Origin of the sequence: Streptomyces sp. NPDC048718 (genome assembly GCF_043198875.1) — a bacterium.
Classification (GTDB): Bacteria; Actinomycetota; Actinomycetes; order Streptomycetales; family Streptomycetaceae; genus Streptomyces.
Window position 1 is genome coordinate 40,898 of record NZ_JBICVG010000004.1, and the last position, 18,239, is coordinate 59,136.

Here is an 18,239-nt window from a genome sequence, read left to right on the forward strand (position 1 = left end):
CCCTTGTCTCGGCTCATCGCAGCATCATCCCGCTTCCGTCTCACCTCGGCAGGGTTTCTCCAGGTTCGGGCCCCGCTGGTGATCCTGCCATCGCAACTCATCGTGTGCCCTCCGCGGCCCCGCAGCGTGGTCACGTGAGCGGGCAGGAGACACGCCCGCCGGACGCTCAACTGGAGGCGAACGTGCGTAAGAAGAAGCTGGACAAGCGCAACGTCCGGCGCGGGCTGCGACTGGCCCGTGCCGAGCGAAACACTGTGCTGGCGGCGGCAGTCGGCGGTGTGTCGACTGCCTTTGCGAACGGGCTTTTCGGCTTCGTCGTCGAAGCCGTACGGGCCGTGCTGGGGCAATGACCCGCAGTTGGCATCTCTATTGCCAGCCGTTGAGGGAGACCTCCGAGCCTCCTGTGAGGTATCGGCGGAGGGCGCATGAGGTGGTGTCCACGAAGTTCTCAGGGATTGCATCGGCGTCGTCCCATAGGACCTGGGAGTGCTTGCGGGGTTCGCGGTTTTGGAGTTCGCCGGTCCAGTCGTGGGTGGCGAAGACGACGGTGAGGAAGCCGTTGGGGGCTTCGACGCCCCAGGCGCCGTGGATGATGTGGGCGACCTTGAGAGACTCCGGCTTCACGGTGAGGCCCGTCTCCTCGTAAAGCTCGCGGACCGCGGTCTCCGTGATGGGTTCGCCCGGTTCGCTCTTGCCGACGGGGAGGTCCCACATGCCCTGGGCGAACTTGGCGTTCTCGCTGCGCTGGAGGAGGACGACGCGGTTGGTGGCCTTGTCATGGACGATGACTGCGGCGACCAGCAGGGTCATGGATTCGAGCGCCGGCTTGAGGGCCTTCGGCTGGTCGTCGGTTTGCTGGGTCACGGTGCTCCCTTCGTCGGGCGGGTTGTTGGGCATGTGAGAGCGAGGGCTTCGCGGGCGCGGCTGGCGAGATCGGCGGCGCCGGGGACACGGCGGCGCTGGTAGACCGCGAGGGTGGAGCGGATTGAGGTGATCGCCTTGCGGGTGCGGTCGGAGGTTATGCCCTCCATGAGCACCAGGGCTTGCGTCCAGGCGGCGACCGCTTCGTCGGCGCGGGCCTGGGCGGCGAGGCTGTCCCCGAGGTCGGCGTGAGTGCGGGCGTGGACGCGCTTGTACTTGGGGTCGGCGGGTGAGGGCGCCGCGGTGCTGCTGCTCGGTGCCGATGTGGTCGGCGAGGGTGCGGGCGGTGTGGCTGGCCACGGTGCCGGTGGCGGGGCCGCTGACGCGGGAGTAGTGGGCGGCAGCGCGTGTCGCCGGGGGAGCGGCGACTCTTCTCGTACAGCCGGATCCGCACCTCGGGCTGCTGCCCGAGCACCTGGCTCAGGTCGCGTGCTGGACCTCGCGGCTATCCGCGGTTCGTGCCGTCTCCTGACCGATCCCCCTCGCGGTCGTGGTCGGAGAGGGTCTTCGCGCGCTGCGGATCCACACCCTCGGGGCCGGGAAAAAGAGACCGCACCCGGCCGTCAGGGACGCCCCTGGGCGGGGCGGCCTGCGGGCCGGGTGCGGGCGGGTAGACCAGACGATTGGGAAAATCGTAGGTCAAACGGCATGACCTAGGGTCAGGCCTTCTTCGTCTCCCAGAAGATGCGGTCGATCTCGGCGATGAGCTCCAGCGCCTTCTGGCCCGTCTTCGGGTCGGTCGACGCCTTGGCGGCCGAGAGGGCCTTCAGGGTGTCGTTGACCAGCGCGTGCAGCTCGGGGTACTTCTCGAAGTGCGGCGCCTTGAAGTAGTCGCTCCAGAGCACCGAGACGTGGTGCTTGGCGAGCTCCGCGCGCTGCTCCTTGATGACAGTGGCGCGGGCCTGGAAGTGCGGGTCCTCGTTCGCGGACATCTTCTCCTGAACGGCCTTGACCGACTCGGCCTCGATGCGGGCCTGGGCAGGGTCGTACACGCCGCAGGGGAGGTCGCAGTGGGCGCTGACCTTCACCTTGGGGGCAAACAGGCGGGAGAGCATGCGGCTGTCCTTCCTCGTGATCGTCTTTTCAAGTGGGACATTACTCGGTGAGAAGCATGTTTTCTTGAGCGCCCCCTGGGGCTTAGGACAAAAGTCCAGGGCCAGGATGGGACCCGTGGACGACTGGAGCAGGAGGCGGCGAATGGTGGAATCGGGGCAGGCGGCGGGTCGGGAGACCGGGGCCCCGTTCGGGATCGCCGAGGTGACAGGCGTGTCGATGGTGCCCACGCTGCTCCATGGCGACCAGTTGTTCGTGCACTACGGGGCGCGCTTGCGGCCGGGTCAGGTGGCCGTGCTGCGGCATCCGCTCCAGCAGGATCTGCTCATCGTGAAGCGGCTGGTGGAGCGCCGGGACGCCGGGTGGTGGGTGCTCGGGGACAACCCTGACGCGGAAGGGGACAGCCGGGTCTTCGGGGTCGTCCCCGAGCCGCTGGTGCTGGGACGGGTGCGGGTGCGCTACCGGCCCGTCACCCGGGGCCGTCAGCGCTCGGCCGGGGTGCTGCTGTCCTGGCTGCTCACCTCGGTGCGGCCGGTGCGTTCGGCCTCCGCCGCCTCCTGGCGCTTGCGGGCCCGGTAGGCGGCCACGTTGGCGCGGGTGGCGCAGCGGTCGGAGCAGTAGCGGCGGGAGCGATTGGTCGAGGTGTCGAGATAGGCGTTGCGGCAGGGGGCGGCCTGGCACAGGCCGAGCCGATCGGCGCCGAACTCCGTCAGGTGGATGGCCAGACCCATCGCGGCGATGGCGGCGAAGCCGGAGGTCGCGTTCGACGGGTGGTCGGCGAGGTGCATGTGCCAGCGAGGCCGGCCCTCCTCGTCGAGGTAGTCGTGGCCGGAGATCTGCGGACTGACCGGGAACTCCAGGAGGAGGGAGTTCAGCAGGTCCACCGCCTGGGTGTGGTCGCCCTCGTCCGCCGCCGTGAAGACCGCGCGCAGCCGGGCCCGGACCGAGCGGAAGCGGGTCACGTCGGCATCCGTCGCCCGCCGGGCCATCTGCGAGGCCTCGCCGAAGAGGTCGCGGACCGCCTCGACGGAGGTGAGGGAGTCCGTGCCGCGGGCCGGCTCCTCGGTGTTCACCAGACGCACGGCGTAGTCCGAGTAATAGGCCAGTTCCACTTGTAGTCCTTACTCCAGCGGGCTAGGGTCAGGGCGGGGAAGGGTAAGCGACGCTTTCCCTTCGAGGGTATTACGAAGAGGGTGGAGGCAGAACCATGACCGACACGGCCCGTACTACCGACTGGTCCGCTTGGCAGCACAGCTGGGACCGGCAGCAGGAGTGGTACATGCCGGACCGTGAGGAACGGTTCCGCGTCATGCTCGACATGGTTGAGGCGACGGTGGGGCCGGAGCCCCGCGTGCTCGACCTCGCCTGCGGTACGGGAAGTATCACGGACCGGCTGCTCCAGAGGTTCCCGAACGCCACCAGCACCGGTGTCGATCTCGACCCGGCCCTGCTCACCATCGCCGAGGGATACTTCGCCGGCGACGACCGCGTCACCTTCGTCACCGCCGACCTCAAGGACCCGGCGTGGACGCGGGCCCTGCCGCAGGAGTCGTACGACGCCGTCCTCACCGCCACCGCCCTTCATTGGCTGTACAGCGAGCCGCTCGCCGCGCTCTACGGGCAGCTCGCCGGGATCGTCCGCGAGGGCGGTGTCTTCATGAACGCCGACCACATGATCGACGAGGCCACCCCGCGCATCAACGCCGCCGAGCGCACCCGGCGACACGCCCGGATGGAGGCGGCGAAGGCCGAGGGTGTCCTCGACTGGGCCGACTGGTGGGCCCTCGCCGCCAAGGACCCGCTGCTCGCCGAGGCCACCGCCCGCCGCTTCGAGATCTACGGGGAGCACGCCGACGGCGACACGCCCTCGGCCGGCTGGCACGCCGACACCCTGCGCGCCGCCGGATTCGGCGAGGCCCGCCCGGTCTGGTGCTCGCCCTCCGACACCATGGTGCTCGCACTGCGCTGACCGGCCCGCGCGGCCGGGCCCCGGGTCGCCGGCCGGGGAAACGCGAGGGGGCGGTACGGACATTCCGTACCGCCCCCTCGCGTATGCATCCGCTCTACGGCGCCACAGCCCTACAGGACCTTGGACAGGAACGCCTTCGTCCGGTCGTGCTGCGGATTGCCCAGGACCTCCCGCGGGTGGCCCGACTCGACCACCACGCCGCCGTCCATGAACACCAGCGAGTCGCCCACCTCCCGGGCGAAGCCCATCTCGTGCGTGACGACGATCATCGTCATGCCCGACTCGGCCAGATCGCGCATGACGTCGAGGACGTCGCCCACCAGCTCCGGGTCGAGCGCCGAGGTCGGCTCGTCGAAGAGCATCAGCTTCGGCTCCATCGCGAGCGCGCGGGCGATCGCGACACGCTGCTGCTGGCCGCCGGAGAGCTGCGAGGGGTAGTTGCCCATCTTCTCGCCCAGCCCGACCCGGTCGAGCAGCCGCTCGGCCCGCTCGCGCGCCACGGCCCTGCTCTCGCCCTTCACCTGGACCGGCGCCTCCATGACATTGGCCAGGGCCGTCATATGCGGGAACAGGTTGAAGCGCTGGAAGACCATGCCGATGTCGCGGCGCTGGAGCGCGACCTCGCTGTCCCGCAGCTCGTAGAGCTTGCCGCCCTTCTCGCGGTAGCCCACCAGATGGCCGTCCACCGACAGCCGGCCGCCGTCGATGCGCTCCAGGTGGTTGATACAGCGCAGGAAGGTCGACTTGCCGGAGCCGGACGGGCCGACCAGACAGAAGACCTCGCCGTTGCGGACCTCCAGGTCGATGCCCCGGAGGATGTGCGCGGCGCCGTACGACTTGTGGACGCCTTCGGCCTTGACCATGGGCTCGCCGGTCATGCCGACACCTCCGAACGCTTGACCGTGGTCAGATTCGCCTTGATCCGCTGCCACGGGGTGGGCGGCAAATTGCGGGTGGACCCGCGGGCGAAACGCCGCTCCAGGTAGTACTGACCGACACTGAACACGCTGGTCAGCGTGAGGTACCAGATCGACGCCACGAAGAGCATCTCCATCACGGCACCGGCCGTGGTGCCGATGTTCGAGGAGGCCCTCAGCAATTCCGTGTACTGCACGGCCGAGACCAGGGACGAGGTCTTCAGCATGTTGATGAACTCGTTGCCGGTCGGCGGCACGATGACCCGCATGGCCTGCGGCAGGACGACCCGCCACATGGTCTTCGGCTGCGACATGCCGAGCGCGTGCGCGGCCTCCGTCTGGCCCTCGTCGACCGACTGGATGCCGGCGCGGACGATCTCCGCCATGTACGCGCCCTCGTTGAGGCCGAGGCCGAGCAGCGCGACCATGAACGGCGTCATGACGTCGACGGTCTCGTTCTTGTAGATCGGCCCGAGGTTGATGTACTCGAAGATCAGCGACAGGTTGAACCAGACCAGCAGCTGCACGTACACCGGCGTGCCGCGGAAGAACCAGATGTAGAGCCAGGCGACCGCGCCCGTGACCGGGTTCTTCGACAGGCGCATCACGGCGAAGAGGATGCCGAGCACCAGGCCGAGCGCCATCGACGCGACGCTGATGACGACCGTGCTCCACAGGCCGCCCAGGATCGAGGTGTCGAACACCTTGTCCCGGACCGTGGTCCAGATGATGTTGCCCTGGGAGAAGGCGTAGATGAGCCAGGCGAGGAGAGCGACCACCACGACGGCGCTGACCCAGCGGCCGTAGTGCCGTACGGGAATGGCCTTGATGGCCTGGTACGGGATGGCGACGGCGGGGGCGGCGCCCGCGGCGGCGTCCGGGAGGGTCTTCGAGAGGCTGGGGCCGGACGGATCGCCGTCCGGGACCTTGTGGATCTTGTCAGTCATGACGACTGCCCTTCAGGTGGTGCGGGGAAGGTCACTTGCCTGCGTTGACGGTCGCCGACGTGACGGCGCTGCCCTCGACTTCCCACTTCTTCAGGGCCGCGGCGTAGCTGCCGTCCTTGATGATGGCGTCGAGCGCGTCCTTGATGGCATCCCGCAGCTGGGTCCGCTCCTTCGACACGCCGATGCCGAAGAGACCGACGTCGCTCTGGCTGCCGACGACCTCGAAGTCGTTGCCGGAGTTGGACGTCTTCGCGATGTAGGCGGCGACCGGGTAGTCGTTGAGGTCGGCGACCGCGCCACCGGCCTTGACGCGGGTCTGCGCCTCGGCGTCGGTGTCGAACTTCTGGATCGTCAGCTTTTTCGCGCCGCACTTCTTCGCCTGGGCGACGAAGGTGTCCTCGTAGATCGTGCCGCGCTGCACGGCCACGGTCCTGCCGCACACGTCGTCGAGCGTCTTCAGGCCCTCCGGGTTGCCCTTCTTCACCAGCAGGGAGACGCCGGAGCTGAAGTAGTCGACGAAGTCGATGCCCTTGCCGATCTTCTTGCCGTCGTCGTCCAGACCCTCCTGACGCTTCTTGTTGTCCGTCATCGAGGACATGATCACGTCCTGGCGGCCGCTGTAGATCGAGGTGATCAGGCCGTCGAAGGTGCCCTGCGTGAACGCGAAACGGACACCGAGCTGCTTGCTCAGGGCCTCGGCGATGTCGGGGTCCACACCCACGATCTTGGAGCCCTCGGTGAACTCCATCGGGGCGTACGAGGCGTCCGCGCCGACCTTGATGACGCCCGCCTTCTGGATCTCCGCCGGAAGCTTCGAGAAGAGAGGAGCCTTGGCGGAGTCGGCGGAGGCCGCGCCGCCCTTCGGCTGCTTCGCGCCGTTGGTCTGGTCACCACAGGCGGTCAGCAGCATGGAGCCGGCGACCGCGACGGCGGCTACCGCGGCAAGACGGGAGGTGCGGGTCTTGGCGGCGGCCGTGCTGCGCGTGGAGCGTGCGGTCATGGTCGGGTTCCTCCGGCGTGTTCGGGGGGAGTTGCCATGGGTCGCGTACGGATCTTCGAGCGCCGCGACCTCGTGTGATTACGGCATCCTGCCATTTGGACTGCCCGAATCCGACGGCCACGGATGTCAAAATCGGATAACGGGTGGTTGCGGAACCCCGGTCCCCAGTTCCCCCTAGGCAAAACCTTCTTCGGGGTGTTGTGGTGTGCGCCGTAAATTCTCCTGCCCATCTCGCTATTCGGACGAGAAGAAGGCCGTTATTCGGGTCGGGAAAGCATCTTTCCGGACATCGAGTGACGTGTCGATCTCCGTACCCCTGTGGTGGCGCTCGGTATGAGCCACGTCACCGAGGCACTATGAACTCGTGCGGGGACCGGTCCGTCCGGTAAGAAGGATCCTTACACCCCTCATCCGGGGCTCAGGGCGCGTTGTGCGGCGCGCCCGCGCGGCTGCCCCACACGGCGGCCGCGGGACCCGCCCACCGCTCCGCAACAAGGGAGCGGCCACCCTCAAACGAAGAAGACTTAAGGGGTCAACCCAATGGCAGCGGAGATCGTCAACCATCGCAGCGAGAGCGGTACCGAAGGGGCTCCCGAGCCCTTCGATCCGGCCTTCGCGCTGCACCGCGGCGGCAAGATGGCCATCGCGGCCACGGTGCCTCTGCGGGACAAGGACGACCTGTCCCTCGCGTACACGCCCGGCGTCGCCAAGGTGTGCACGGCGATCGCGGAGCAGCCCGAACTGGTCCACGACTACACCTGGAAGTCCCAGGTCGTGGCGGTCGTGACCGACGGTACGGCGGTGCTCGGACTCGGCGACATCGGCCCGGAGGCATCGCTCCCGGTCATGGAGGGGAAGGCGATCCTCTTCAAGCAGTTCGGCGGCGTGGACGCGGTGCCGATCGCGCTCGCCACCACCGACACCGACGAGATCGTCGAGACCGTCGTTCGGCTCGCCCCCTCCTTCGGCGGCGTGAACCTCGAGGACATCTCGGCCCCCCGGTGCTTCGAGATCGAGCGCAAGCTCCAGGAGCGCCTCGACATCCCCGTCTTCCACGACGACCAGCACGGCACCGCGATCGTCTCCCTCGCCGCCCTGCGCAACGCGGCGAAGCTGACCGGCCGCACGCTGGGCGACCTGCGCGCGGTGATCTCGGGCGCGGGCGCGGCCGGTGTGGCCATCGCGAAGTTCCTGCTGTCGGCCGGGATCGGCGACGTCGCCGTGGCCGACCGCCGGGGCGTCGTCAGCCGCGACCGCGACGACCTCACCGAGGTCAAGCGCGAGATCGCCGAACTCACCAACAAGGCGGGCCTGTCCGGCTCCCTGGAGAAGGCGCTGGCGGGCGCCGACGTCTTCATCGGCGTCTCCGGCGGTACGGTCCCGGAGGAGGCGGTCGCCTCCATGGCGCCGAACTCCTTCGTGTTCGCCATGGCCAACCCCAACCCCGAGGTGCACCCGGACGTCGCGCACAAGTACGCGGCGGTCGTGGCCACCGGCCGTTCGGACTACCCGAACCAGATCAACAACGTCCTCGCCTTCCCCGGCATCTTCGCCGGTGCGCTCCAGGTCCGGGCCTCCCGGATCACCGAGGGCATGAAGATCGCCGCGGCCGACGCGATCGCGGGCGTGGTCGGTGACGACCTGGCCGCCGACTGCGTGATCCCGTCGCCGTTCGACGAGCGGGTCGCCCCGGCCGTCGCGGCCGCGGTCGCCGCCGCCGCGCGCGCCGAGGGCGTCGCCCGCCGCTGACCCGGCGTCATCTCCGAAGGCCCCGCACGGTTCCACCGGACCGCGCGGGGTTTTCGCGCATACGGGACCGGCGCGCGCGGGGCCGGTGGAGCGACGCGGGGGCGTGGGACGCGCGTCACACGGGTGCGTGGTTCCGGGATCTCCCCGCCGCCGCCTAGGGTCGGGCCCATGTTCGCTGCCTACGCTGCCCGAATCGACCGCGACCAGCCCCTGAACGGCCTCGAACTGGGCGAACGCCCCGAGCCCGAGAAGCGGCCCGGCTGGACCACCGTCACCGTCAAGGCCGCCTCGCTCAACCACCACGACCTGTGGTCGCTGCGCGGCGTCGGACTGCCCGAGGACAAGCTGCCGATGATCCTCGGCTGCGACGCCGCGGGCATCGACGAGCACGGCGACGAGGTCGTCCTGCACTCCGTCATCGGACAGACCGGCCACGGAGTCGGGCCCGACGAGAAGCGCTCCATCCTGACCGAGCACTACCAGGGCACCTTCGCCGAACGGGTCACCGTCCCGGCCTGGAACGTGCTGCCCAAGCCGAAGGAACTGTCCTTCGAGGAGGCCGCCTGCCTGCCGACCGCCTGGCTCACCGCCTACCGGATGCTCTTCACCAACGCCGGGGTGCGGCCCGGCGACGCGGTCCTCGTTCAGGGCGCCGGCGGTGGTGTCGCCACCGCCGCGATCGTCCTCGGCAAGGCGGCCGGCCTGCGGGTGTTCGCCACCAGCCGCGACGAGGCCAAGCGCAAGCGGGCCGTCGACCTCGGCGCCGTCGAGGCGTTCGAGCCCGGCGCGCGCCTGCCGCAGCGGGTGGACGCGGTCATCGAGACGGTCGGCGCCGCCACCTGGTCGCACTCCATCAAGTCGCTGCGGCCCGGCGGCACCGTCGTCATCTCCGGTGCCACCAGCGGCGATCGGCCCTCGCACGCCGAGCTGACCCGCATCTTCTTCCAGGAGCTGAAGGTCGTCGGCTCGACGATGGGCTCCAAGGACGAACTGGCCGACCTGCTGGCCTTCTGCGCCACCACCGGCGTACGGCCGGTCCTCGACCAGGTGCTGCCGCTCGACCGGGCCCGCGAGGGCTTCGAGCGGATGGAGACCGGCGACCTCTTCGGAAAGATCGTGCTGACGACGTCTTGATGACACGTCGGACGTACTGATGGGATCTCCCGCACCCGCACCTCGCCCACACCGCCGTGCCGGAGGTCCCTTCGTGCTGCGAACCACTTTGACGGCAGCCTTCGTTGCCGCATCCCTGATCGCACCCGCCACCGCCCACGCCAGGACCACCACGAGCACGGCCGGCAGACCCGGTGCCGGGCAGTCCGGACCCGGGGGCTCGGGCATACCAGCCCTCACCGACGACCAGGGCCGGACCCTGACCCTGCGCGGCTGGAACGTCGAGGACAAGTCCCACCGGGGCGAACAGGCCCTCTCCGCCATCACCGAGAAGCACTTCCGCGACATGCGCGCCAAGGGCTTCGACTTCGCCCGGCTCCTGGTCTTCTGGGACGACCTGGAGCCCCGGCCCGGCCAGTACAGCAAGGACTACCTCCGCAAGATCGAACGCGTTCTGGACTGGGCCCACACCTACGGCGTCAAGGTCCTCATCGACGCCCACCAGGACGTCTTCGGGCCCGCCTTCGGCCACCGCGGCATCCCGGAGTGGGCCACCCGGACCGACGGACTGCCCTTCACCCCGCACCCTGACGACTGGTTCGCCGAGTACTTCGAACCCGCCGTGCAGCGCGCCTTCACCCATCTCTACGAGGACCCGGACCTGCGGCGCGCCCAGGCCCGGATGTGGCGGACGCTCGCCGACCGCTTCGGTGACCATCCCGCCGTCCTCGGCTACGACCTGATCAACGAGCCCATGGGTGAGCCGCGGGAGGGCGAGGACCTGCCCACCGCCGCCCGCCGTATCGAACGCGACCAGCTCACCCCGATGTACAACCGTCTCGCGGACGCGGTCCGCCAAGCCGACCGGGACGGCTGGGTGTTCGTGGAGCCCACCCCGATCGTCGGCGAGGGCGTGCCGACGGGACTCGGCCGGATCCACGACCCGAAGACCGTGTACGCCCCGCACTTCTACAACTCCGCGATGGAAGCCGGTGCCGACTACGACCCGGCGGCCGGCTGGATCGAGGCCTACGAGCAGGCGGTCACCCGCTACCCGAAGGCGTACAAGGTCCCCGTGGTGGTCGGGGAATGGGGCCCACTCGAAAACTCCCTTCCGAACATGAACCGCTTCTACCGCGAGGCGATGGCCTCACTCGGCCGCTACAGCTCCGGCTGGGCGGGCTATGTGTGGTGCTACGGCGGTGGCTACTGCGCGGTGGACGACTCCGGCGCCTTCCGTACGAACAAGGAGCTGACCGCGGAGCCGTACGCCGAGGCCGTCGCCGGGACGGTCCGCTCCGCCTCGTACGACTCCGCCGCCCGCGTCTACCGGCTGGAGTACGACGCCGCCCGGCGCGGCTCCCGGGTCACCGAACTCTCCCTGCCCCCGGGCGAGTGGCGGGTCGCGGCCCAGGGGCGGGCCGTCGTGTCCCGCACCACCAAGGGCGGGAACCGGGCCTCGGTGGTCGCCGCCCCCGGCGCCCGAGTGACCGTGACCGTGACGGCGAAGGCGCGGTGAAGCGGCGGTGTCGGCGAAGGCACGGGGTGACGGCGGTACCCGCCGAGGCTGATGTGTCCGGCGGGCCGGGACAGAGCCCGGTGGCGAGGCCGGGGGCGAAGGTCCTCCCGCGAGGCCCGGGAGGGGAGTTCGGGATGGCCCGCGCAGGTGCCGAAAGGCTCCCACTCAGTCCCGGCCCGGCCTCCCCGCACGCCCCCTGAGGTGCGGTCGGCGGGCCCCCGGGCGGTCGTCGGTGACCGGAGCCCCGGCTCCGGCCCGCCCGCAGCCGTACCCGCGTCCCCGCCCGGTTGCCGGCCCGCCCTCCATCGGCCGGTGCCGCCCCTCCCGGCCACCGCTCCCGCCCCGGGGCGGGTCAGCTCTTTCTGTGCTCCGGGCTCAGCAGGTTCAGGATGCTGTCCGCCGCCGCCCCCAGGTGACGGCGGGCCTCGGCGGCCTGCTCGCGGCTCACCCCGTGGTCACGGGCCGCGTCGCGGATGTCGTCGCGGAAGCGGTCGAGGAGGCGGTCCAGCTCGCGGGCCGGTTCGGCCGACTGGTCCAGATCCCTGGCCCAGTCGGAGACGGCCTCCTCGGGGGTGGCCGGACGGCTTCCGGCCGGTCCGTGGGCCGTACCCGTGATCAGGTCGCCGAGCTGGGCCGTGATGCCCGAGATGCCTTCCCAGACGCCCTTGGGCCACTCCCCGCGGCTCATCTGGACCTGTTCCTGCACCTGGTCCTGGACCTGCTTGGCGATCCGCTGGAACTCCTTCGCCTGCCGCTTGGCCGACTGGGCCTCGGCGCGCGCCTGCCGGGCCTGCTCCTTCCATTCCTGCTTGGCCTTGCGCAGCTCGTCCTTGGCCTCGGAGAGCGACGAGCCCCCGGCGGTCCGGGACGCGCTCGCCGCCGCCCGCATCTCGTGGCGCAGCTTGCCGGCGGCGCCCCGTACGTCGTCGCGGATCTCCGCGGCCAGTTCGGAGACGGACTCGCGGATCTCCACTTCGAGATCGGCCAGCTCGCCGGCCCGCGCGGCCAGTTCGGCCCGTCCGGCGTCGGTGATCGAGTAGACCTTGCGGCCGCCTTCGGTGGCGTGGGTGACCAGACCCTCGGCCTCCAGCTTCGCGAGCCGCGGGTAGACCGTGCCCGCCGAGGGGGCGTACAGGCCCTGGAAGCGCTCCTCCAGGAGACGGATCACCTCGTATCCGTGCCGGGGGGCCTCGTCGAGCAGCTTGAGGAGGTAGAGGCGCAGACGGCCGTGGGCGAAGACGGGAGGCATGTCAGAGGACCTTTCCGGACGCGGGGGAGGGGGCGGACCAGTCGTCGCCCTCCGGCTCGGGGTCGGGGCGGCGCAGCAGCGCTATCGAGCCGGTGACCGTGGTCGCCTTGAGGGTGCCCCGGCCGGAGCCGAGGGTGCCGGTGATGCTCTTGGCGCCCCACTGGCCGCCGACCCGCAGATCCTCGAACGCGTTGGAGAGGGAGCCGCTGGTGGTGCTCGCCTCGACCTGGGCGTCCGCCGGGTGCGGCAGCCGGATGGCGACTTCGCCGGAGACACTGGCCAGCCGGATGTCGGCGGGCGGCCCGTCCCGGCCCGAGGCCGGGTCGAGATCGACGACCAGGTCTCCGCTGACCGTCTCGGCCCGCACGGCGGCGCCCGCGCCCTCGACGACCGTCACATCGCCGGTCACCGAGGTGATCGAGAGGTCCCCGGTGACGGACTGCGCCTCCAGGGCGCCCGAGACGGTCTCGGCGCGGACCGGACCGGCCAGGCCCACGAGCGTGGTGTCGCCGGTGACACCACGGACCTCCGTGGCCCCGGTGATGCCGGAGATCACGGTCTCGGCGTCGACGGCTCCCACCTCGACGTCGGCGCCCGCCGGGATGGCGAGGGAGACGACGGCCCGGCGGCGGTGGCCCTTGGGGCCCAGCCACTTGTGGAGGTTCTTCCAGTGCAGGTCCTCGTAGGTCACGGTGAGGACGGAATCCTGCTCGGTGACGACGAGCGGCGGGCCCGAGATCTCGGAGACGTCCAGACGGGCGGAACTCTCGTCGGTTCCCACCACGTTCACCGCCCCGCTGACGACTCTGACCCGGACCCGGGTCACGGGGCCGGTCGACGTGATCTTCCTGGGTTCGGCGACGGACCACTCTGGCATGGTGCTGACCTTCCGTGTGCGGGCCGGTGCCGCCGGCCGGCGAGCCCGGCGGCGACCGAGACGCAACATATCGCGTCTCTGATGAACACGATATATCGCGGCCAGGTCAAGTCAACCCTGATTCACCCCTGAGGAGGAGCCGGGGTCGACTCAGGGGTGCGGAGGGGGCGTGGAGAGGGCGTGGAGAGGGCGCCCGGAGTGACGGGATGGCGTGTGCCCCGGTGCATGTGCCGTCTTACCGGGACAAATTGACCTAGCGTGGGGGCATGAACGCGACACCGGGATCCCACCCCGCCGGGGCTCTGCTGCTCTGCCGGGCCCAGCCGCCGGCGGTCCGCTCGTCGGCCGCGCTGCTCACGGAACGGCTGCTGCTCGCCCCCGCCGGACCCGAGTGGAGCGTTCTCGTCCCGGAGGGCAGGCCGTGGCGCGAGGGCGGCGAACCCGTCGAGCGGGTCGTCACCGGCTGGTCCACCGCCCTCGCCGTCGCCCTGCCCGGCCGGCCCGTCCTCGCGCTGTGGTGGGACCCCGACCGGGCCGGCTTCACCCTCGCCGCGGGCTTCCGCCGCACCGTCGGCTACGTCTGGCTCGCCGACGGCACCCCGGCAGGCGAGGACGAGGCCATGTACACGTTCGCCGGCCGCCTCGGGCTCGACCCGGTGCTCGACGTCCAGGCCCTGGAGGCCCTCACCCGGCCCGACCCGGACGCGGACGCCGACGCACGGCTCGTCGGTCTCACCGCGGTCCTCGCCCGCACCGGACTCGCCCTGCCCGCCGGCATCGCCCCCGGCGCGAGCGCCGAACGACTCGCCGCCGCGGCGCTCGCCCACGGCGGCGAACCCGTCGTGGGAACCGGCTGGCGCGAGGCGGTCCGCGCGGAACTCGGGGCGGTCGACGTCGGCCCGTACGGCCCGTACTTCCGCGGCCCCCGGGCCCGTCTGCTCGGCGCGGCCCAGCTCGCGGCCGGGGTGCCGCTGCTCGCCTGGGGCATCACCCGCCGCAGCGGCGGCTGGGCGGCCACCGGCGCGCTCCTCGTCGCCCACGGGGCGCTCGGGATCGTCTACGACCGGCTCCGGAAGGCCCCGCAGGGTCCGTAGGCCGTGCCGTGTCTTCGCGCTGCCTTCCCGGGCGTCGCCGGGGAGGGCCACCCCCGTCATGCGGCGCCGGCCGGCAGGCGGTCCCCGGCGGCTCTTCGGGTACGGCAGGCGCCCCGGGTCGCGTCGTACCGGATCATCCGTGCGTGTCCCGTGCGAGGACGGCCCTCCGTCGTCCGCGCGATCGCCGATCGCCGCCCGTGGCACTCAAGGAAGAAGTACGGAAGGACCGAAACGCCGCCGCACGGCCCGGCCTCCGGCCGGACGACGGCATGGTGAAGAAGTGAAGAGACGGCCCGGGCGAAGACATCGCCCGGGCGAAGGCCCCGTCCCGTCCGGGACCGGCCGGGTGTTCCCGGGGCCGGGGCGGGGTCCGGCTCGCCCCTACCCGTTCCTACTCGTCGTCGTCATCCTCGTCGTCGAGGCGCGCCAGCCAGGTCGCGAGGCGCTCGACCGGCACCTCGAAGTCGGGGTTGAGGTCGACGAAGGTACGCAGCTGCTCGGCGAGCCACTCGAAGGTGACCTCCTCCTCGCCGCGCCGCTTCTCCAGTTCCTCGATGCCACGGTCGGTGAAGTACATGCGATCAGAATATGCTGTGGCACGGACACGGCCCGCGTCCCCTGTTCCTCTCCGGCACCACGGTCTAGCCTCGTTCATCATCCTTCCGGGGAGCGGGGGCCGCTGTGGCACAAGGGATCGCTCGTATTCGGCTGGACGACGGCACGTCCGTCTGGGCCCGGGTCAGCGGGACGGAGGAACTGGACCGGGGCTCCGGTTTCCAGGACACCGGCTTCGGCGACCGGGTCGTGTCGATGGCCGGAGGTCTTACCGACGTGGTGCGCGGGGTGGTCGGCTCGCTGCGCGCTGGGCTCACCCCCGAGGGGCCCGTCGAGGTCGCCGTCAGCTTCGGCATCGAACTCTCCGCGCAGGCCGGCAAGGTGATCGGGGTCCTCGCCGACGGCGGTGGCACGGCCTCCGTCAACGTGTCTCTCACCTGGACCGAGCCCGGCCGCCGGGCCGCCGCCGAGGCCGCCGCGGCAGCGGCAGCGGCCGCGCGGGAAGCCGCCGGCACCGTCCCACCGGCCCCCGGCGCCCCACCCGGCACGCCCCCCACGCCCGTGCCCGCGCCCGCACCTCCGCCCCTGCCGTCGTACGCTCCCTCCTCCACCCCGGCCCCGGACCCGGGCTCGACCTTGGCCGATCCCACGGCCTCCGGGATCCCCGCGCCCCCCCACTCGCCGGAGAATGGCCCCGGAGCCGTATGAGCGCCTTCGACGCCCTTGTGCGCCCCTCGCTCGTACGCATCGCGGCCCCCGGCTCCGGGTATGACCCGCACGGCGACCCGTACTGGGGCACGGGCTACTTCATCGCCCCCGGCTGGGTGCTGACCTGTGCCCATGTCGTGGCCAAGGGGGGTAGTGCGGTGTGGCGGAGCGAGCCGGCCCTCGGCATCACCTGGGCGGGTGGCCGGACCACCGGCCGGGTCGTGCTGGCCAAGCCGCGCCCCGCCACCCCGGAGGCGGAGCTCGCGTCCTGGAGCTTCCCCGACCTGGCGCTGGTACGGGTCGAGGGCGCCGAGGACGCCGTCTGCGTCCGGCTCGGTGAGCGGGCGCCCGCCGCGCCCACTCCGATCCGGCTGTACGGCTGGTCGTACCGGACCGGCGAGCCGGCCGTCCTGTCCCTGAGCGGCGAAGTGCGCGGCTCCGAGGGCAAGGCCCTGCTGCTGGACGCGGTACCCACCGAGGGCTGTTCCGGTGGCCCGGTCGTCGACCTCGGACGCGGCACCGTCATCGGTGTCGTCAAGGGACGCGCGCGGGACGGGCAGGGGCCGGCCCAGGGCGCCGCCACCTCGCTCGCGTCGCTGCGCGAGCTGTACGACGTGCCCGGCGGCCGGATCCTGCACGAGGTGCTGCGTGCCCACGACGGCTTCCATCTCGCCCAGCACCGTTCGCTGACCGTCCGCCAGACCTGGACCGCCGTCCAGCGGGACCTGTGGGCCGGCACCGGCATCAGTCCCGCCACGCGCGTGCAGCTCTACGGACGCCTGGCCGCGCTCCCGTCGCCCACCGGTCCCGGCGAGGTCATGGACCTCGTCGACAGGGTCAAGCGCCGGGTCCTGCACCCCGAGTACCAGGCCGTCCTCGAGACCGACGCCCGCACCTGGCGCGACGGCGTCGGCCTGCTCCGCGAACTGCACGCGGGTGATCCGCGGACCGCCGACCTCCGGCCGGGTGATCCGAGGGCCGCCGAAACCCTCGTCTACGCGCGCGGGGACCGGTCCGGCTCCGCCGACTCCGGACGCGACGCCGTCCTGCTGTACGCGGCGCACGTCGTCCGTCATGTCACCGGGCGGTACGGTCCCGTGCCCGGCGCGGCAGGACTGGCCGACTGGATCGGCGAGGAGGCATATGCCGCGCACGCGGCCGTACGCGAGGACATCGCCGTCCTCCTCGACCCCGACGGGCCGCACACCGGAGCCGGGAACGGGCGGGAACCGGGCGCGCGGGCCGACGTCCGGATCGAGATCGACGCCGTTCCCTGGGCCACCCCGCGGCGCTACGCCTGGCGGGTCATGCTCCGGTTCGCCGGCGGCGGGGACGGCCACGGCGGCCATGACGGCCATGACGGCCATGACGGCCATGGGAGCCACGACGGAGCCGGAAGCACCATCAGCCCGCTGCGCGGCGACGACAAGGGCGTTCCGCGCGAGCGGCTGCGCGAGACCCTGCGCGGCCCGCTCGCCGAAGCCCTCGCGCTCGGGGACAGCGGCGACCACCTGGCGCGGGTCGAAGTGGTGCTGCCGCGTGAACTGTTCGACGAACCCGTCGACACCTGGCGGCTCGCCCCCGACGACGAGCCCTTCGGAGAGCGCTCCCTGCCGCTCGGTCAGCGGCGGGTCGTCTTCCTGCGCGACCGGCACCGCAGCCACCACCCGCCGTCCCCGGAGTGGCGGCTGCGCTGGCGGGGCAGCACGGCCGGGCCGCTGCGGGCCGTACCGCTGCGCGAAGAGGTCCTCACCCCGGGCGCCGAGGGCCACGGCCCGCAGTTGCGCCGGGAGAGCAGGATGGCGGTGTACGCGCGCCTCGGCGCGGCCGGCGGCGGCAGCGTACCCGTCTACTGCGGCCCGGTCGCGGCCGGCGACGGCCGGCGGGCGATGGAGGCCGCCCTCGCCGCCGGGCATCCGATCGCGCTGTGGCGGCGCGCCGACGACGACCACGGCGACTGCGCCGCGTTTCACAAGCAGGCCGACGCGTTCCTGCGGGACGCCGGCCGCGCCGACGGGATGCACCAGCCCCTTCGCATGCTGCGCCTGCTGGCCGGGGACACCGAGGCCGACCCGCAGGGCCGCTCGGAGCACGCCTGGGCGGAGGACCTCGCGGTCCTCTACGACCCGCCCGACCAGGCGCTGTTCGACGCCCCACTCCTCGGCCCGCTTCCGCTCGACGACACCCGCGGGGCGGAGGGGGCCGATGGGGCGTACGGGAGTGGCAAGGCCTACGGAAGCGGCGGGGCCCACGGGAACGAGGGAGCCCGCGCGAACGGCTGGGCGAACGGGACTTCCGGGAGCAAGGGGAGCCACACGCCGAACGGGACCCCCGAGGCGAACGGGAGCCCCGGGATCCCCGGGCCCGAGGAGACCCCCGCTCCCGACGGCACGCGCGCGAGGCGGCCGTGAGGGCGCGTGAGCGGCCCGCGCGAGGCGCGCACAGGACGCGCGCGAGGCGCGAAGCGGCGCGTGCTTCGAGACGCCCGGCTTTCTCGCGAACAAGCCGGCTTGGGCGTCGGCAGACCGGCCGGGCGAGCGGTACCGTCGAGAGGCCCGGCGTGCACCC

At 71.6% G+C, this 18,239-nt stretch carries 18 protein-coding genes and 1 pseudogene; 9 read left to right on the forward strand and 10 right to left on the reverse strand.

The window, feature by feature from the left end; translation table 11 throughout:
- The first annotated feature begins 134 nt into the window (after window positions 1-134).
- Window positions 135-350, forward strand: a complete 216-nt coding sequence (locus ACGFRB_RS08470; RefSeq protein WP_393240691.1) for a hypothetical protein — start codon at window positions 135-137, stop codon at window positions 348-350.
- Between the two features lie 16 nt (window positions 351-366).
- Here the strand turns inward: ACGFRB_RS08470 and ACGFRB_RS08475 are convergent, their stop codons facing one another.
- The 3 genes and pseudogenes from ACGFRB_RS08475 to sodN form a co-directional block, all read right to left on the reverse strand.
- A complete protein-coding gene (locus ACGFRB_RS08475; RefSeq protein WP_393240694.1) occupies window positions 367-897 on the reverse strand; it encodes an NUDIX domain-containing protein in 531 nt (176 codons plus the stop codon).
- Window positions 861-1,254, reverse strand: a pseudogene (locus tag ACGFRB_RS08480) (tetratricopeptide repeat protein); the annotation flags it as partial. The gene ACGFRB_RS08475 and the pseudogene ACGFRB_RS08480, both read right to left, overlap by 37 nt.
- Before the next feature lie 326 nt (window positions 1,255-1,580).
- Window positions 1,581-1,976 carry a superoxide dismutase, Ni gene (sodN, locus tag ACGFRB_RS08485; RefSeq protein WP_363001407.1) on the reverse strand — a complete coding sequence of 132 codons (396 nt, stop codon included), beginning with the start codon at window positions 1,974-1,976 and terminating at the stop codon, window positions 1,581-1,583.
- 142 nt (window positions 1,977-2,118) lie between these two features.
- On the opposite strand from sodN, the gene sodX reads away from it, so the two are divergent.
- Window positions 2,119-2,553, forward strand: coding sequence for a nickel-type superoxide dismutase maturation protease (sodX, locus tag ACGFRB_RS08490; RefSeq protein ID WP_361231006.1), 435 nt, complete (start codon window positions 2,119-2,121; stop codon window positions 2,551-2,553).
- Here the strand turns inward: sodX and ACGFRB_RS08495 are convergent.
- Window positions 2,457-3,086: a CGNR zinc finger domain-containing protein gene (locus ACGFRB_RS08495; protein ID WP_361231008.1), complete on the reverse strand. Its 630-nt coding sequence runs from the start codon at window positions 3,084-3,086 to the stop codon at window positions 2,457-2,459. The two genes, sodX and ACGFRB_RS08495, sit on opposite strands and share 97 nt — an antisense overlap.
- A 95-nt stretch (window positions 3,087-3,181) precedes the next feature.
- Here ACGFRB_RS08495 and ACGFRB_RS08500 point away from each other — a divergent pair, with 95 nt between their 5' ends.
- Complete coding sequence (locus ACGFRB_RS08500; protein ID WP_393240698.1) at window positions 3,182-3,943, forward strand: class I SAM-dependent methyltransferase; 762 nt, start codon at window positions 3,182-3,184, stop codon at window positions 3,941-3,943.
- A gap of 110 nt (window positions 3,944-4,053) precedes the next feature.
- Here ACGFRB_RS08500 and ACGFRB_RS08505 read toward each other — a convergent pair whose 3' ends face one another.
- The 3 genes from ACGFRB_RS08505 to ACGFRB_RS08515 are packed head-to-tail and all read right to left on the reverse strand — an operon-like array spanning window position 4,054 to window position 6,807.
- A complete protein-coding gene (locus ACGFRB_RS08505) occupies window positions 4,054-4,821 on the reverse strand; it encodes an amino acid ABC transporter ATP-binding protein (protein WP_363001402.1) in 768 nt (255 codons plus the stop codon).
- A complete protein-coding gene (locus ACGFRB_RS08510) occupies window positions 4,818-5,807 on the reverse strand; it encodes an amino acid ABC transporter permease (RefSeq protein ID WP_393240701.1) in 990 nt (329 codons plus the stop codon). The genes ACGFRB_RS08505 and ACGFRB_RS08510 overlap by 4 nt, the downstream gene beginning before the upstream one ends.
- A gap of 31 nt (window positions 5,808-5,838) precedes the next feature.
- Complete coding sequence (locus ACGFRB_RS08515; RefSeq protein WP_393240704.1) at window positions 5,839-6,807, reverse strand: ABC transporter substrate-binding protein; 969 nt, start codon at window positions 6,805-6,807, stop codon at window positions 5,839-5,841.
- Between the two features lie 540 nt (window positions 6,808-7,347).
- Here ACGFRB_RS08515 and ACGFRB_RS08520 point away from each other — a divergent pair.
- The 3 genes from ACGFRB_RS08520 (at window position 7,348) to ACGFRB_RS08530 (ending at window position 11,188) form a co-directional block, all read left to right on the forward strand.
- Entirely contained in the window at window positions 7,348-8,556 is a 1,209-nt protein-coding gene (locus ACGFRB_RS08520; protein WP_393240707.1) for an NADP-dependent malic enzyme, read from the forward strand.
- A 168-nt stretch (window positions 8,557-8,724) separates the two neighbouring features.
- Window positions 8,725-9,690, forward strand: coding sequence for a zinc-binding dehydrogenase (locus ACGFRB_RS08525; protein ID WP_363001396.1), 966 nt, complete (start codon window positions 8,725-8,727; stop codon window positions 9,688-9,690).
- A gap of 73 nt (window positions 9,691-9,763) precedes the next feature.
- Window positions 9,764-11,188 (forward strand): cellulase family glycosylhydrolase, encoded by a 1,425-nt coding sequence (locus ACGFRB_RS08530; RefSeq protein ID WP_393240711.1) that lies wholly within the window; start codon window positions 9,764-9,766, stop codon window positions 11,186-11,188.
- 352 nt (window positions 11,189-11,540) lie between these two features.
- Here ACGFRB_RS08530 and ACGFRB_RS08535 read toward each other — a convergent pair whose 3' ends face one another.
- On the reverse strand, window positions 11,541-12,437 hold the full coding sequence (locus ACGFRB_RS08535) for a PadR family transcriptional regulator (protein ID WP_393240714.1): 897 nt from the start codon (window positions 12,435-12,437) through the stop codon (window positions 11,541-11,543).
- A gap of 1 nt (window position 12,438) precedes the next feature.
- Window positions 12,439-13,314: a DUF4097 domain-containing protein gene (locus ACGFRB_RS08540; RefSeq protein ID WP_393240717.1), complete on the reverse strand. Its 876-nt coding sequence runs from the start codon at window positions 13,312-13,314 to the stop codon at window positions 12,439-12,441.
- A gap of 266 nt (window positions 13,315-13,580) precedes the next feature.
- Here ACGFRB_RS08540 and ACGFRB_RS08545 point away from each other — a divergent pair, with 266 nt between their 5' ends.
- The gene (locus ACGFRB_RS08545) at window positions 13,581-14,408 is read left to right on the forward strand and encodes a hypothetical protein (RefSeq protein ID WP_363001389.1); all 828 of its coding nucleotides are present in this window, start codon (window positions 13,581-13,583) and stop codon (window positions 14,406-14,408) included.
- A gap of 391 nt (window positions 14,409-14,799) precedes the next feature.
- Here ACGFRB_RS08545 and ACGFRB_RS08550 read toward each other — a convergent pair whose 3' ends face one another.
- On the reverse strand, window positions 14,800-14,985 hold the full coding sequence (locus ACGFRB_RS08550; RefSeq protein WP_053640526.1) for a DUF6104 family protein: 186 nt from the start codon (window positions 14,983-14,985) through the stop codon (window positions 14,800-14,802).
- A gap of 104 nt (window positions 14,986-15,089) precedes the next feature.
- Between ACGFRB_RS08550 and ACGFRB_RS08555 the strand changes: the two genes are divergently transcribed.
- Both ACGFRB_RS08555 and ACGFRB_RS08560 read left to right on the forward strand, forming a co-directional pair.
- Window positions 15,090-15,671, forward strand: coding sequence for a CU044_2847 family protein (locus tag ACGFRB_RS08555; RefSeq protein ID WP_393240721.1), 582 nt, complete (start codon window positions 15,090-15,092; stop codon window positions 15,669-15,671).
- Window positions 15,668-18,082 carry a trypsin-like peptidase domain-containing protein gene (locus ACGFRB_RS08560; RefSeq protein WP_393240724.1) on the forward strand — a complete coding sequence of 805 codons (2,415 nt, stop codon included), beginning with the start codon at window positions 15,668-15,670 and terminating at the stop codon, window positions 18,080-18,082. The genes ACGFRB_RS08555 and ACGFRB_RS08560 overlap by 4 nt, the downstream gene beginning before the upstream one ends.
- The last annotated feature ends 157 nt before the right edge of the window (window positions 18,083-18,239 follow it).

Coding starts and splice junctions, on each gene's coding strand:
- sodN (WP_363001407.1), bottom strand. CDS start 1,976: ATGCTCTCCCGCCTGTTTGCCCCCAAGGTGAAGGTCAGCGCCCACTGC.
- sodX (WP_361231006.1), top strand. CDS start 2,119: ATGGTGGAATCGGGGCAGGCGGCGGGTCGGGAGACCGGGGCCCCGTTC.
- ACGFRB_RS08540 (WP_393240717.1), bottom strand. CDS start 13,314: ATGCCAGAGTGGTCCGTCGCCGAACCCAGGAAGATCACGTCGACCGGC.
- ACGFRB_RS08510 (WP_393240701.1), bottom strand. CDS start 5,807: ATGACTGACAAGATCCACAAGGTCCCGGACGGCGATCCGTCCGGCCCC.
- ACGFRB_RS08515 (WP_393240704.1), bottom strand. CDS start 6,807: ATGACCGCACGCTCCACGCGCAGCACGGCCGCCGCCAAGACCCGCACC.
- ACGFRB_RS08560 (WP_393240724.1), top strand. CDS start 15,668: ATGAGCGCCTTCGACGCCCTTGTGCGCCCCTCGCTCGTACGCATCGCG.
- ACGFRB_RS08550 (WP_053640526.1), bottom strand. CDS start 14,985: ATGTACTTCACCGACCGTGGCATCGAGGAACTGGAGAAGCGGCGCGGC.
- ACGFRB_RS08505 (WP_363001402.1), bottom strand. CDS start 4,821: ATGACCGGCGAGCCCATGGTCAAGGCCGAAGGCGTCCACAAGTCGTAC.
- ACGFRB_RS08545 (WP_363001389.1), top strand. CDS start 13,581: ATGAACGCGACACCGGGATCCCACCCCGCCGGGGCTCTGCTGCTCTGC.
- ACGFRB_RS08500 (WP_393240698.1), top strand. CDS start 3,182: ATGACCGACACGGCCCGTACTACCGACTGGTCCGCTTGGCAGCACAGC.
- ACGFRB_RS08535 (WP_393240714.1), bottom strand. CDS start 12,437: ATGCCTCCCGTCTTCGCCCACGGCCGTCTGCGCCTCTACCTCCTCAAG.
- ACGFRB_RS08520 (WP_393240707.1), top strand. CDS start 7,348: ATGGCAGCGGAGATCGTCAACCATCGCAGCGAGAGCGGTACCGAAGGG.
- ACGFRB_RS08525 (WP_363001396.1), top strand. CDS start 8,725: ATGTTCGCTGCCTACGCTGCCCGAATCGACCGCGACCAGCCCCTGAAC.
- ACGFRB_RS08475 (WP_393240694.1), bottom strand. CDS start 897: ATGCCCAACAACCCGCCCGACGAAGGGAGCACCGTGACCCAGCAAACC.